This is a genomic window from Pseudoduganella sp. SL102, from assembly GCF_027856995.1.
Taxonomy (GTDB): domain Bacteria; phylum Pseudomonadota; class Gammaproteobacteria; order Burkholderiales; family Burkholderiaceae_D; genus Rugamonas; species Rugamonas albidiflava.
The window spans coordinates 779,806-793,027 of the sequence record NZ_CP115554.1; the positions used below are offsets into that span (position 1 = coordinate 779,806).

General features: G+C 58.6%; 8 protein-coding genes. 3 read left to right on the plus strand and 5 right to left on the minus strand.

The genetic code is table 11. The annotated features are described in order from the left end of the window. Nucleotides 1-41: 41 nt before the first annotated feature. From OU994_RS03440 to OU994_RS03450, 3 genes are all read right to left on the minus strand, one after another. Nucleotides 42-2,645: an AAA family ATPase gene (locus OU994_RS03440; protein WP_281609640.1), complete on the minus strand. Its 2,604-nt coding sequence runs from the start codon at nucleotides 2,643-2,645 to the stop codon at nucleotides 42-44. Nucleotides 2,646-4,062: 1,417 nt separating this feature from the next. Continuing rightward, nucleotides 4,063-4,257 carry a hypothetical protein gene (locus OU994_RS03445; protein WP_281609641.1) on the minus strand — a complete coding sequence of 65 codons (195 nt, stop codon included), beginning with the start codon at nucleotides 4,255-4,257 and terminating at the stop codon, nucleotides 4,063-4,065. A 158-nt stretch (nucleotides 4,258-4,415) separates the two neighbouring features. Next, nucleotides 4,416-7,196, minus strand: a complete 2,781-nt coding sequence (locus tag OU994_RS03450; RefSeq protein WP_281609642.1) for a pitrilysin family protein — start codon at nucleotides 7,194-7,196, stop codon at nucleotides 4,416-4,418. Between the two features lie 95 nt (nucleotides 7,197-7,291). Here OU994_RS03450 and OU994_RS03455 point away from each other — a divergent pair, with 95 nt between their 5' ends. Beyond that, complete coding sequence (locus tag OU994_RS03455; protein WP_281609643.1) at nucleotides 7,292-7,900, plus strand: ArsR family transcriptional regulator; 609 nt, start codon at nucleotides 7,292-7,294, stop codon at nucleotides 7,898-7,900. Nucleotides 7,901-7,984: 84 nt separating this feature from the next. Here OU994_RS03455 and OU994_RS03460 read toward each other — a convergent pair whose 3' ends face one another. Continuing rightward, nucleotides 7,985-9,415, minus strand: coding sequence for a sensor histidine kinase (locus tag OU994_RS03460; RefSeq protein WP_281609644.1), 1,431 nt, complete (start codon nucleotides 9,413-9,415; stop codon nucleotides 7,985-7,987). 202 nt (nucleotides 9,416-9,617) lie between these two features. Here OU994_RS03460 and OU994_RS03465 point away from each other — a divergent pair, with 202 nt between their 5' ends. Beyond that, nucleotides 9,618-10,064, plus strand: coding sequence for a thioesterase family protein (locus OU994_RS03465; RefSeq protein WP_281609645.1), 447 nt, complete (start codon nucleotides 9,618-9,620; stop codon nucleotides 10,062-10,064). A 132-nt stretch (nucleotides 10,065-10,196) separates the two neighbouring features. On the opposite strand, the gene OU994_RS03470 is transcribed toward OU994_RS03465, so the two are convergent. After that, the gene (locus OU994_RS03470; protein ID WP_281609646.1) at nucleotides 10,197-12,011 is read right to left on the minus strand and encodes a DUF885 family protein; all 1,815 of its coding nucleotides are present in this window, start codon (nucleotides 12,009-12,011) and stop codon (nucleotides 10,197-10,199) included. A 225-nt stretch (nucleotides 12,012-12,236) separates the two neighbouring features. Between OU994_RS03470 and OU994_RS03475 the strand changes: the two genes are divergently transcribed. Next, a complete protein-coding gene (locus tag OU994_RS03475; protein ID WP_281609647.1) occupies nucleotides 12,237-12,911 on the plus strand; it encodes a PEP-CTERM sorting domain-containing protein in 675 nt (224 codons plus the stop codon). Nucleotides 12,912-13,222: the final 311 nt, after the last annotated feature.

A 13,222-nucleotide genomic window follows, 5' to 3' on the forward strand; every position in this document is an offset into this window, starting at 1 on the left:
TAAAACTTGTATGAAAAATTCGGTTATCAAAGGGGTTGCAGTTAGTTAGGCGACCGAGGTGAACGAACATACTTCATTTTTAGACCGGCTTTGTAAACGCGGCCTGTTCGCCACGATCCATGATAACCAGGCCGATTTTCAAACATACCAATAGCTTTCATGTCATCAAGCGCTTCTCTGATGCGTTCCTGAGGAAGTTTGACTTTTGATGATAAAGTCTCAACCATCCTCTCAACTACAAAAGGAGTCGGTTCGTCCGAAAAACTATTGATAAGACGATCAACCATACTACGGTTCTTGTCGTCTACCGGATCGAGAGTCAATAAATTATAAAGCTCAGTGCGCACTTCATTGATAAAACTCTCAGTCGCAATATCATATGCCTTCAATACAAGTCCGCTAAGAAGTTTTCCATCGAGTAAGGTTTTCTCCTTGTATTCTTGATCGGCAAATTCTACAATTTTCCGTAGGAAAACATCGAATAGTCGCGGATAAAATGACGCTTTTTCATCGGTTTCGCTTCCTGCATCTGAGAAATAGGTGGAGAAGAATGTAGTGGTCTTAAGCCTATTTCTCTCTAAACTTGACGGAAAGATTTCGAGGAGAAGTTGCTCAGTTTGTTCATCTGGTACTGAACCTTTCTCAATTGCCGATGCTAATTCATCTATGCGTGAGCACACCGTAGGAAAGGTCGAACGGTACCAGGAAAGACTTGCGATGCGGCCTAAGGCAAAGTTCAGAATTGAGGTCTTGTCCCACCGGAGATATATAACACGTCCCTCGATCTGCTGTTCAACGTTTTGAACCGCGCCCGTCGAAAGATCGGATCGTAAAAAGAGTCGAACTGTTAACTTGTCCGATATTTTTTGGTTATACTGAACCGAAGCCATGAAACGAAATAACGATTCCACAAAACGTCGAAGGTCAGCAGCAGGGACTGCGGTTTCCACTCCATCAATTAAGAAAACACGCTTTCTACCACTTTCAGAGACTAATTTTTCAATCTCGGAAGGCGTGGTGCACTCTAATACTGAGTCCCTGCCAAGTTCCTCGAATTGATCAATCATGTGATTAATTTCTGCCAATCCCATTGATTTACTTTCTACGCCAATTCGAAGAAGCAGCCACCAAAAAACTTCAAAATTGTTGTTTGAAATTTTTAGTAGTCTCGTGAACGCCGGACCTAGACTTGCTACACCTGCCTTGTCATAATCTGAAGCGACCAGTAATGGTTCACCCAAGTGCGCATTTGATAGTTCCCGAACAAGTCGAGTTTTTCCGGTACCCTTGCGACCAAAAATATATAAGAGCTTGTTATCAAGGCTAAATAGTCGCGATACGTCAGGAGTACGAATGAACCACCCTTCATCTGTTGCACCGCTTCGAGTAAGATTCTTCTCCGGGAGGGCCGCTCGAACACGAAAATCAATCCCTAATACTTCCTTGAGTTGTTGCAGGGAGGATAAATTGTCCTTGGACAAAGAATCCGGTTCTGGCATCCGATCACTCAGGAGCGCTCGATCGTGGTGCCATAATACCCAATTCCTATCAAGTTCACTCGGGTCAACAATATCTCCACCATTTCGCTCGTACGCGTCAGCAATTGACTCAAGTAACCTCTCAATAAAGGCTCCTTTGACTCCTTTGGCCGTCAATAATGTCTCAACAGGGTCTAAAGAGAAGCTCACGAAAACACCGGGAGTGTCGACATCATAAGAGAGCAAGGCGTCGAAGAGCTTGCTATTTTCAATGTTTTTAGACGAGCTATCAGGGCGAACGAATATTGCAGCTGATCCTGGTAATTCTTCCATTATAGGCAGAACCGATGGCGCCATGCCCGTGCGGTGATCGATAAGCAAGACATCGTATCTGGGTAGATTATCGGGCCCACTTGCTGCGAACGAGCGTATGCTTCGTGCAGCCTTCTTTAATGTCCTGACGTCCATCCCAATATTAAGAAGAAATGCAGCAAAGTCCATATCAAAAGCTGAGGATTTCGGCCTGCACGCTATAACATCAATCTTCCCACCTTCTTTCCCAATATATGCTTCGGAAATAGGAAAGATTTCCGTTCCCCAGCCGCATGCGCCCATGAGTGTCGAATTAAGGTTTTCAGTAGCAACATCTAACATCATATCTACTGAGGGAGCCTCGACATCCGCATCAACAATAAGAACACGGAAACCAATTGTCGCAAGATATTTCGCTAGCATAACGAGCACGGTGGAGCGTGCCTGTCCGCCCTTATATCCATAAAAATGAATTGTTCTAATAGGGTCGTAGTCTTCACGTCGTCTTTCACTGGTGAGAATTGGTGGTTCGGTGTGTCTAGCCCAATTCTGAGGATCAAACCAAGAAAGCCAGCTTTGATCCTCTTCCGCCTCATCGAGAAATCCAAATTCGTGCGTTCTTTCATGTGCAGTGGAAAGAACTAGCTCTAATGCTCCGGCGCGACGGACTGTCTTGAGGTCGTCATCAGATAATTCAACATTTTCGGCAATTATTTTTTCGCGTCCAGTAGCATCGAGCCCTTCGAATTCATCTGAAGTACATATGACATAAAGGGTCGGATGTAGATATTTAACCTCTACATCAGTGGTGGATTTTTCTCGAAGATCGGTAATAAAGCGTGAAATTGTGGTCATAACTCGTACCCGTAATTTTTTCTAAGGTAGTTTCGGATTCGGCTCACGGTTGTTGACAGCTCCTTTAGATCCTCAAAAGTTGATGCTGGGGGCGCCCAACCATCCTCTAAGAATGCCGTGTAACGAATATAGGGATAGGAAACGTGGGGCGCCGTGCGTCTCTCACCATTTTTTCCAGTCACCTGGATCCCATCAATGGCATTACGAAGTTGAGTAATCAGACTTATTAGATTAAATCCACCTGGCTTCGGTTTCGTTATGTTAAGTCTAGCTAGTCCGCTCGGAACGTCGTGGTCCTTGAGGCCAATTTCAGCTTTCAGAACTAATTCCAGAGCGACCAGCCCACAGTAGGCCCTAAGGAGATAATTTGAGCTGGAATTCGAGGCTTCTACAAAGGCTTTTGCGTTTTCGGCATGAGGCATATGCTCTTAGAAAAGTCGTAGAAAGAGTATGGTCTATCAACAGAGCGCAATTGGCAAGAGCTGTATTCAGAATAGATGCTATTCCCCGCTTTGCCTCACCTGAGGGAAGCAGAAGAGCGCGACTCACTGCTGTAGGCTGAACGTCAAACCAAAGTCGGTGCAGAGCTACGGGCGCCGATGATCCCGCAGAACAGCACCACCACGAGGACGAAGAAGGCTGATCTGCTATGTAGCCTCAGGCGCAATAAGAACGGCACCGAAGGGTGTCGTTCTTGATTCGAATAATTTTTCTCTTGATGTCATGCCAGTTCCAAACATACCACAGGCATGTAATGACTACGCGAGCCGGTGTACTCGACCAGTTCCGGCGAAGTCCCGCGTCTCCTTTCGCGCGGTCGCCGGGGTCCGGCCGCTGCTGTTTGCTGCTGTCTTGGTCGTCGAAGGACCGCGCTGGGGGACCCAAGCGCTACCTTTATCGATACCGTTCGGCTTAACCTCAGGAGCGAGACCATCAGCGCAGACGGAACTTGGCTTCCTGCAAGCGGAATGTATACGTTTGGGGCCGGCCTCCGGCGGAACAGACGACCGCGGTGCCGCACGGAACCGGGCGCTAATCGACATAGTTGGCATCGCTGAAAATAAGACTCTGCCCAGCCCGGACCTGCTAGGTGATTTTTGGGTGCCGTTAAAGAATGTGCTACGAGACCGTCTCGATTCGCTACTGGCAATCTTCGTACTCGACCGGACAATGGACCGGATTAGGCGGTACACTAGATATAGCGATAGATACACCAAGCCAGCGACGGCGTGACGTGCAATGTTCACGGCAAAAATTCTGAAAACCGCGCCGCAAAACGGCAAGCAGTCAGTACACGCCCAAGTCACGACAGCCTATGCAGGAAATAACGTCCAGGAGGCTCGTCGCATAACCTGCCGGGAAGTAGCCGGTTTCACCAATAGCTGACTAAGACTGTGCTCAGCGAATTTCGCCGCACCTAGTGCACGATCGCCTGATGCCGCGGCTCCGTGCCGCCCGCCGTGGCATCCTCCGCCGTGGCCGAGGCGGTTGGCGCCACGATGACCAGGTAATCCCCGGCACTCACCGGTTCCCAGCGCCACTCGGCGGCAATGACGGTCGTTGCGATGGTGCCCAGCAGGAGGGCGACGGCTTGCAGGTAGGTTCGGTTCATGATGGTCCCTTGTCGTGATCGGATCCTGCCCGGCGCAGCGTGATCAGATAAATCATCAGATAAATGCCAACAGGAAATGCCATGCTACGCAAGCGAGGGTGCGTCATTTTGATCTGGCGCAAACCTTGCCGAATGTCATTGAACTGCTGCAACACCGTTTAACGAGCGGGCTTGCCATCGCTGTCGAGCACCACGATATCTCCCCAGCCCAGTTCGCGAATGCGCGGCTCGATCTTCTTCAGGTCGCCCACCACCAGCCACACCACATCGTCCGGGCGGATGAATTTCGCGGCGGCGCCGGCCAGTTGCGGGGCGCTCAAGCTGCGCATGCCACTGGCGTAATTCGCCCAGTAATCTTCCGGCAACCCCAGGTTGATGGTTTCCAGCGCGGCCGATTCCAGCGCGTTGATCGTCTCGAAACGCCCGGGCAGGCGCGAGGTCATGTTTCGCATGATGCTGGTGAACTCGTTGCCCTGGATCGGCCGCTTGCCGGCGATGTCGTGGATTTCCTTGTTCACCTCGATCATCGATTCCTTCGTCTTGTCCGACTGCACGGCGATCAGGGTAAAGAAGTTGCGCGGGCCGCGCACGCTGGTCAGCCGGCCCACGCCGCCATAGCTCCAGTGCTTGTCCAGCCGCAGGTTGCGGTTCAGGCGCGACGTCGCCATGCCGCCGAAATTCTGCATCACGGGTTCCATCGCCAGGTCTTCCGGCTGGCCGGGCGGCAGTGACAGGTGGCCGGCAAGGATGGTCGACTGCAGCGCGCCGGGCTTGTCGATCAGGTAGATGCGCTTCGCCACCGGCGCCGCGGGTGCCGTGGCGGCCGCCTTCGCGGGAGCACTGCCGGCCTGCCACTTGCCGAACGACGCTTCCAGCAGCGGCACCACCTGCGCCAGCGTCGTGTCGCCGGTCACCACGATGGTCGCGCTGCCGGGCTTGAACCATTCGCCATGCCAGCGAACCAGGTCGTCGCGCTTCAGGCTCGCCACGGAGTGCTCGAAGCCCGACGCGGGCAGTGCATAGCTGCTGCCGGCGCCGTACAGGATGGCCGGCAGGGTGCGCAGGGCCAGCGCGTTCGGCTGCGCCTTTTCCTGCGCGATGCCGGCCAGCCGCCGCTGTTGCGCCAGCGCGAACTGGTCGGCGGGGAAGGCCGGCGCCAGCGCCGCTTCTGCCAGCAGCGCCAGCGATGGCGCCAGGTTGGCGGACATCGCCTGTAGTCGCACCAGCGACATGTCCGACCCGGTGCCCGTGAACAGGCGCGCGCCCAGCGATTCCAGCGCGTCCGACATCTGGTAGGCATCACGAGCCCTGGTGCCCTTGTCCAGCAACTCCAGCGTCAGCGAGGCCAGCCCGGCCTTGTCCGGCGTGTCGGCCGCCGTGCCCGCATCGATGGCCAGCGCCACGTTGACGATCGGGGCGGCGTGCCGTTCCAGCAGCACCACTTTCACACCGTTCGACAGCGTGGCCTTCTGCATCGCCGGGAATCTCACGTCCGGTGCGTCGCCCAGCGCGGGCAGCACTTTCCGGTCCACGGCCGGCGCGGCGGCGGACACCTTGGCGAACGGTTTCACCGTCATCGTGTAATGCGCGGCGCGCAGCCACTGCGCGGCCACCGCCTTCAGCGCGGCCGGCTGGGCGGCCGACAGCGTGTCGAGCTGCTTCAGGTAGGCATCCGGCGTGCCGCCGTAGGTCATGCTTTCGGCCAGCACGTCCGAGCGGCCGCCGAAACCGCCCAGGCGCTCGATGCCGCGCGCGAACGCCGCCAGCGTGCTGGCTTTCACGCGCGCCACTTCAGGCGCGGTCGGTCCCTTGTCCAGCAGTTCGGCCACCACCGCGTCGAGTTCCCGCTCTACCAGCGCCGGATCGACACCGGGCTTGACCGTGACGGCGATGTCGAATGTGCTCGACAGTTCATTGACGTCGAGACCCGACGAGACGCCGGTGGCCAGCTTCTTCTCGTCGATCAGCCGGCGGTTCAGCCGCGCATTCCTGGAATTGGCCAGCACGTCGGACACCATGCCGAGCCTGGCCACGTCGGCATCGCGCCAGCCCGGCACATGCCAGCTGCGATAGATGCGCACCTGCGGCACCTGGTCTTCCATTTCATCGCGCACATTGCCGTCCAGCCGCGGCACCCAGGCCTCCAGGCGCGGCAGTGGCGGGCCGGGCGGGATCGATTCAAAGTACTTCTTCACGAGCGCCAGCGCGCGCTCCGGAGTAATGTCGCCGGCCAGCGAGATGACCGCGTTATTCGGGCCGTAGTAGGTGCGGTACCACTCGCGGATATCGTCCAGCGACGCGGCCGCCAGGTCTTCCATGCTGCCGATCACCGGCCATGAATAGGGGTGCGAATACGGATACATCCTGGCCGACTTTTCCAGGTGCACCCTGCCATAGGGCTGGTTCTCGCCCTGGCGCTTTTCGTTCTGCACCACGCCCCGTTCGCGTTCGAGCATCTCCTTCGAGATGTAATTGCCGAGAAACCCCATCCGGTCCGCTTCCAGGTACAGGGTGCGTTCCAGCGCCGACACGGGCACGTCCTCGAAGAAATTGGTCCGGTCGGTATTGGTCGTGCCGTTGCGGTTGTTGGCGCCCAGGTCGTCCATCGCTTCGCGGAAGCCGTGCGGATGGTTTTCCGATCCGTTGAAGAAGAAGTGCTCGAACAGGTGCGCAAAGCCGGTCTTGCCGCGCTTCTCGTTGCGGGAGCCCACGTGGTACCAGATATTCACGCCCACCACCGGCACGCTGTGGTCTTCGTGCACGATCAGTGTCAGGCCGTTCTGCAGCGTGAACTGCTTGTAGGGGATCACATACGCCTGGCGCTGGTACGGCGCGGCAGCGGGGGCTTTCTCTGCCGGAACCCTGGTGCCGGCCGGCGCGGCCAGTGTTCCAGCGCTGGTGCAGGCTGCCAGCAAGGCAAGGGCGATCGTGCGTTTCATGCGGCTCCCCGATGGTGGACGGATCGGGATATTGTAGCGCGCAGGAACGGCCATGCCGGACCGGACGCCACGGCCATCATGCTAAGATTTGGTCCATGATTCCATCGGCCCTGTTTACTCCCGCCCAGCAAAAATTGCTGGGCTTGTTGTTTGTGCGGGTGAATGAAGGATTTCACCTGAACGAGATCATGCGCCAGACTGGGCTCGGCAGCGCATCGGCCCAGCGCGAGCTCAAGCGGCTGCACGAATCGGGCCTGATCATCTCCGAACGGATCGGCAATGTGCGCCAGTTCCGCCCCAACAAGGACAGCCCCGTCTACGAGGAATTGACCAGCATCGTCAAGAAGACGTTCGGCTTGCTCAGCGTGCTGCATTCCACACTGGGGCCGCTGCGCAAGTCGCTGAACGTGGCGTTCGTGTACGGCAAAACGGCAAGGGAACAGGAAGCGAGCGCGGATGCCGTCGAGTTGCTGCTGATCGGCGAGAACACCACTTATGGGGAATTGTTGAACCGGATGCCGGTGGCGGAGCGGCTGTTGCGCCGCAAGATCAACCCGAACCTGTATTCGCTGCCGGACTTCCAGCGGCGCGTGCGTGAACAGCAGGGGTTCATCCTGACCATGCTGGAAGAACGCAAGATCTTCGTGCTGGGCGATGAGACGGACCTGGACCGCATCGTGCAGGATGCGCAGGCGGAGAGATAAGCAAGCCGTGCAAGAACAGCCAGGCAAGTCATCAGGCAAACGGATCAGGCGGATCGATCTCGAAGGGGCGTACTCGCCGGAAGTTCACTTGGCCCGGTCGGGCAGCGGCATGTCATCGGGCAGGCACTGGCCGGTCGCCTGCGCGGGCAATGCGCGCTCGAGCGGGAAGCCCAGTGCGAAGCGGGTATAGCGGCCCACTTCCGATTCGCAGGAAATCGTGCCGCCGAACGCGGTCACCACCTTGTGGCAGAAGGCCAGGCCCATGCCGGTGCCGCCACCGGTCTTGCGCGTCGTGTAGAACGGTTCGAACACGTGCGGCAACACATCGGCGGCGATGCCGTGGCCGGTATCGGTAACCACCAGCATGTTCTGGTCGAAATCCCGGTAGCACTCGATCACCACCGCGCCTTCGCCCTTGGTCTTCAGCGCGTGCAGGGCGTTCTTGAGCAGGTTGTACAGCACGTAGACCAGCAGCGTATCGGAGCCGTAGAAACGGTAATCGTCGCTTAGCCGGGTACTGACTTTTTCCCGCTCGCGTTCCGTAAACGGGTAGCAGGCCAGCGCCTCGTCGACCACCTTCCTGATCGAGTGCATCGCGAAATTGTCGCGTTCCAGCGAGCCCACGCGGGCCGATGCCAGCAGCATGTCGACGATGAAATTCGAGCGCGATACTTCGGCCTCGATATGCCGCGCGATTTCGCTCAGGTATTCGAGCTGTTCCTCGTTCAGGCCGGGAGCCTGCGAGCGCCGGTACCCGGCGATCAGTTCCGGCAGGCTGCGCGCCAGCACGCGCGACTGGCTGCGGATGGTGGCCAGCGGCGTGCGGACCTCGTGCGCGATGCTGGCGGCGGTGGCCAGCGGATCGGCCAGCAGGTTGTGCCGCACCATCGCCTGGGCGATCAGGCCCAGGCTGGCGGCAATGAACAGCACGCCCGGCGGATAGAACTCCACGCCGTAGTTGCACAGGTAGTCGATGGATGCCACGGCATAGATCAGGATGCTCACGAGGCAATAGCGCAGCCGCGCCTTTTCCGTCGACAGCGCCACCTGCTGCCGGCGGTACAGCAGGTACAGGCCGCGCAGGATCACGACCACCGTCTGGAGCAGGTGCACCGGGTGCAGCCAGCCGGCGCGCGGATAGAAACCGTAGAAATAGGTGTAAAGGCCGGACAGCAGCCACTCGGTGGAAGGAATCAGCAGCGCCAGCACGCCGGCCAGCGCATAACTGGCTTGCACGAAGGGGCGTTCGCTGCGGCGGCCCGTCAGTTCCGCGATGAAGTGGTACAGCGTGGTGGGCAGGAACAGGATCGGCAGGTAGCCCAGGCGCACAAGGATCAGCGCCGTGTCCGGGTTCGTGACCTGGAACATCAGCGCCCACGTGGCTTGCCAGCAGAACGTGGTGATGCAGATGAGGAAAAAGGTCAGGCTGGCACGGTTCGCTCCGCGCGAATTCAGCACGTATACGCCGTAGCTGATGAATACCAGCGAGACCAATCCCGGCAAGATCGAATACATGCGCGCTCCTTGGGGAGATGACAGTGAACAGGCAAGCGATCTTAGCAACAGAAAATTGTGCAGTGCGTGCCAAGTTCCCCGTATCTGGCTAAAGGTTGCGTTTAGTCAAAAGGGAATAATGCTTTAAGGCAAAAAGTAGAGGTGTTCTGCATCCTTTCAAACACCTTGCCGGCGGCCGGCTTCCACTTCCCAGGAGAACATCATGTTTATGCATGCCAACGTAGCGAGCGAAGCCCAGACCAGCGCGGCGCTGACGTTCCATCACCAGCTATCGATCTACCTCAAGGATTCGAATGCTTATGGCAATACGTATTTTGCGCGTTATTTCGAATGGCAGGGGATCTGCCGCGAAAAATGGTTCTACGAGTGCATTTCACGCGACATGCTGCAACAGGAGGGGGTGTTCATCACCAAGCATGCGGAGCAGGACTTCCTGCAGGAGACGTTCCCGTTCCAGGACATCACCTGCGAAGTCAACAGCTATGACATCAAGCGTTGCTCGTTCTGGCTGGAGTTTCGTTTCTACGCCAACGGCGAACTGGTGGCGAGAGGGCGCCAGCAGCTGGTCTTTGCCAGCCACACCAAGCAGATCAAGGCATTGCCGGAACTGGTCTTGAAGCGCATCGGCCGCTACGCCCTGAAGAACTGATGCGGGGAGCAATCGAAGACAGCCCGGCGTCCCGACGCGCGCCACCGCGCCGAGAGACCAGTACCCATTCCACTTCACCTGGCAAACACACGCGTGCCCAAACAATGCCGCGTATTGGCCAGGCACTGACGATCAAGGCACGCGCTGCTGCGCGATCCAGCCGTCGATCTTCGCTTCGAGCAAACTGAGCGGCAATGTGCCGTCACCCAGCACCTGTTCATGGAAAGCCGGCAGGCTGAACCGATCGCCCAGCGCCGCCTGCGCCCGTTGCCGCAACTCCATGATCTTCAATGCGCCGATCTTGTACGCCAGCGCCTGCCCCGGCCAGGCCATGTAGCGTTCCGTTTCGCTGCGCGCCACCGCGTCGTAGCCCAGCGTGTCCTTCATGTACTGGATCGTTTGTTCGCGTGACCACCCTTTCGCATGCATGCCGGTATCGACCACCAGGCGCGTCGCGCGCAGCAGTTCATCGTTCAGGTGGCCGAAGTACTGGGCCGGATCGTCGAACAGGCGCATTTCCCGGCCAAGCGTCTCGGCGTACAGCGCCCAGCCTTCCGTGAATGCCGTGTTGCCGCCGAACTTGCGGAAGTTCGGCAAGCCCAGCTCCTGCATCAGCGCGATATGGAAGTGGTGGCCCGGCTTGCCCTCGTGCAGGAACAGCGTCGTCATGCCCGTGCTGCCGTACTTTGCCGGATCGGTGACGACGGACCAGAACACGCCCGGCCGCGAGCCATCCGCCGCCGGCGCCGTGTAATGGTCGGAGGCCGTGTCGCGCGACAGTTCCGGTTCCAGCCGCAAATCGAGCCTGGCCTTCGGCAGCAGCGTGAACATGGCCGGCAGCTTTTCATCGAGCACGCCATCGAGCTTGCGGTACACGGCCTGCACCTCGTCTTCCGTCTTGAACGGGAAGAAACGCGGCTGTTGCGAAACCCACACCGGCAGGCCGGCCGCGGGGCCGTCATAGCCCAGTTGCGGGCCCAGCTTGGCGAACTCGGCCTGGATACGTGCCACCTCCTTCAGGCCGATCTCGTGGATCGCTTGCGGCGCCAGGTCGGTGGTGGTGGACTCGGCCACGCGCACCGCATACCAGGCGCGGCCATTCGGCACTTCCGAAAAGCCGGTCGACGTGCGGCAGGCCGGAATGTAGTCGTGCTCGATGAACGCGGCCAGCCGCGCCAGCGCGGGCTGCAGTTGCGCCACCGCGGCGCGGTAGTTGGCTGTCAACGCGGCCTTGTCAGCGGCGGAAAAGCCGGCCGGCAGGCGCGTGACGGGGCTGTAGTAGATGCTCTGTTCCGGCGCCGTGCTGACCAGCTTTTTGAACTGCGGCAGCGCCGACACCATGATCGCCTTCGGCTGCGTGACGCCGGAGCGCATGCCTTCGCGCATGTTGGCGATGGCCTGGTCGATCCAGGCCGGCAATTGCGTGAGCCGGTTCAGGTAAGCGCGGTACTGCTTCACGGTGGTCAGCGGTTGCGACGCTTCGCCGCTGGCGAAGTTGGCCAGGGTCACCGGCATGCTGTCCATCTGGCTGAGCGGCAGCAGGTGGCCCGGATACGGTTCATACGACAGCAGCGTTTTCAGCTCGAAGGCCAGCACGTCGTAGTTGATGCGGTCGCGATGCGTCAGCTTGTGGCGGTCGATCGCCCCCAGCCGGCGGGTGTAGTCGTGGTAGCGGGCGAATTGCCTGGCCCGTTCGGCCGGTGCGATGGCCATGCCGATCTGGTCGTCGAAGCGGTTGTCGCCGTTGTCGGTGGCGTACACCGGCTCGAAGCGGGCGATGGCGTCGTAGTACTCGTCGGCCAGTGCCAGGAATTTCCGGCTTTCCGCCGCGGATACGGCGGCCGATACCTTGCCGCCGGCCTTGTGGACCGGTGGCGTGGCGTGTGCCGGACCGAAGGCCAGCAGCAGGGCCGCGGTCAGCGTGCCCAGGTTGAGGTAATGCTTCATGCGTGATGTCCAGAGGTTGAGGGAGTGGCAATGAATCGCGCAAGCATAAGCGATCCATTGTCACGAGGGAATGGCGGGGGCGGAGGAATTGTCGCGCCTGGTCGCGAAATTGTATTGCTTTGTCTTATAGATTTTTTTCTTGCAAGCATGTCATTAGAATGGCAGCTCAGCAGTTGCGGTTCCAATAACACACCCTACTTCAATGTATTTCCCTCAGGAGCAAGCATGAAAAAACTGTTCGGTCCCGGCCTGCTGGCCGCCACCCTGGCTGTCCCGCTGCACGCTTCCGCCGATCCGGTGAGCTGGATCGACTGGAGCAGCGGCAACGCCGGCAGTCTGGTCCAGGACGGCAAGACGATCGATGTCGCCTATACCGGCGCGGCGGGCATTTCGCATTCCGACTACTTCTCCGCCTTCCCGGCAACGTTCACCAGCGAAGAAGTGAGCAACGGCCCCGGCTCGAACGGTTTCCTGCAGCTTGCCGGCGGTGCGTCGGCCCTGCAGCACCACATTCATTTTTCGTCGGCTGTCGTGAATCCCTATGTCGCCTTCCTCAGCCTTGGCGCCTTCAACGGTGCCGCCACGTTTACCTTCCAGGGCGTCAACAAGATCGACCTGCTCAGCCAGGGTAGCGGCCCGTGGGGCGGGAGTGGCGTGACGGTCTCCGGCAATGTCGTGAGCGGCGCCGAAGGCAATGGCGTGGTGCGCCTGAACGGCACGTTCACCGACCTGTACTTCACGACGCCCGTGTATGAGAACTGGTACGGTGCCGCGATCGGCGCCGCCGAGGTGTCGCCGGTTCCGGAACCGGGCACCTGGGGCATGTTGCTGGCCGGCGGCGCCGTGCTGGCGCTGGTGAGCCGCCGCCGCGGCAGCGACAAGTTCGCGCACGCAGCGTAATCGCCACCGCTTCCGGAAACCCGGTGGTGAAGCAGGGGGGCGACGAGCATGGCTCGTCGCCTGCGTAACGGGGATGGCCTGCAGGCTATCTCTCCTTCCAGCCCAAGTGCAAATTCTGGGGTCAGACCCGGCGGGTCTGACCCCGGCCCTTCGCTGTTGGGGTGAAAGCGTGCGCTTTCAAAGCGTCGAGTAACGCTTAACCAAGCGGCATCGGAAAAATGGTGACTGTCACCGTTTTTCGGAAATCGGAGCCTGTCCCCGATTTTTTTTGTCACCGGATCGGAAAAATGGTGACAGGCTCCGATTCTTTT

Excerpts from the sequence above, each read along its gene's own strand:
- OU994_RS03440 (WP_281609640.1), bottom strand. The coding sequence starts at position 2,645 with ATGACCACAATTTCACGCTTTATTACCGATCTTCGAGAAAAATCCACC.
- OU994_RS03445 (WP_281609641.1), bottom strand. The coding sequence starts at position 4,257 with ATGAACCGAACCTACCTGCAAGCCGTCGCCCTCCTGCTGGGCACCATC.
- OU994_RS03450 (WP_281609642.1), bottom strand. The coding sequence starts at position 7,196 with ATGAAACGCACGATCGCCCTTGCCTTGCTGGCAGCCTGCACCAGCGCT.
- OU994_RS03455 (WP_281609643.1), top strand. The coding sequence starts at position 7,292 with ATGATTCCATCGGCCCTGTTTACTCCCGCCCAGCAAAAATTGCTGGGC.
- OU994_RS03460 (WP_281609644.1), bottom strand. The coding sequence starts at position 9,415 with ATGTATTCGATCTTGCCGGGATTGGTCTCGCTGGTATTCATCAGCTAC.
- OU994_RS03465 (WP_281609645.1), top strand. The coding sequence starts at position 9,618 with ATGTTTATGCATGCCAACGTAGCGAGCGAAGCCCAGACCAGCGCGGCG.
- OU994_RS03470 (WP_281609646.1), bottom strand. The coding sequence starts at position 12,011 with ATGAAGCATTACCTCAACCTGGGCACGCTGACCGCGGCCCTGCTGCTG.
- OU994_RS03475 (WP_281609647.1), top strand. The coding sequence starts at position 12,237 with ATGAAAAAACTGTTCGGTCCCGGCCTGCTGGCCGCCACCCTGGCTGTC.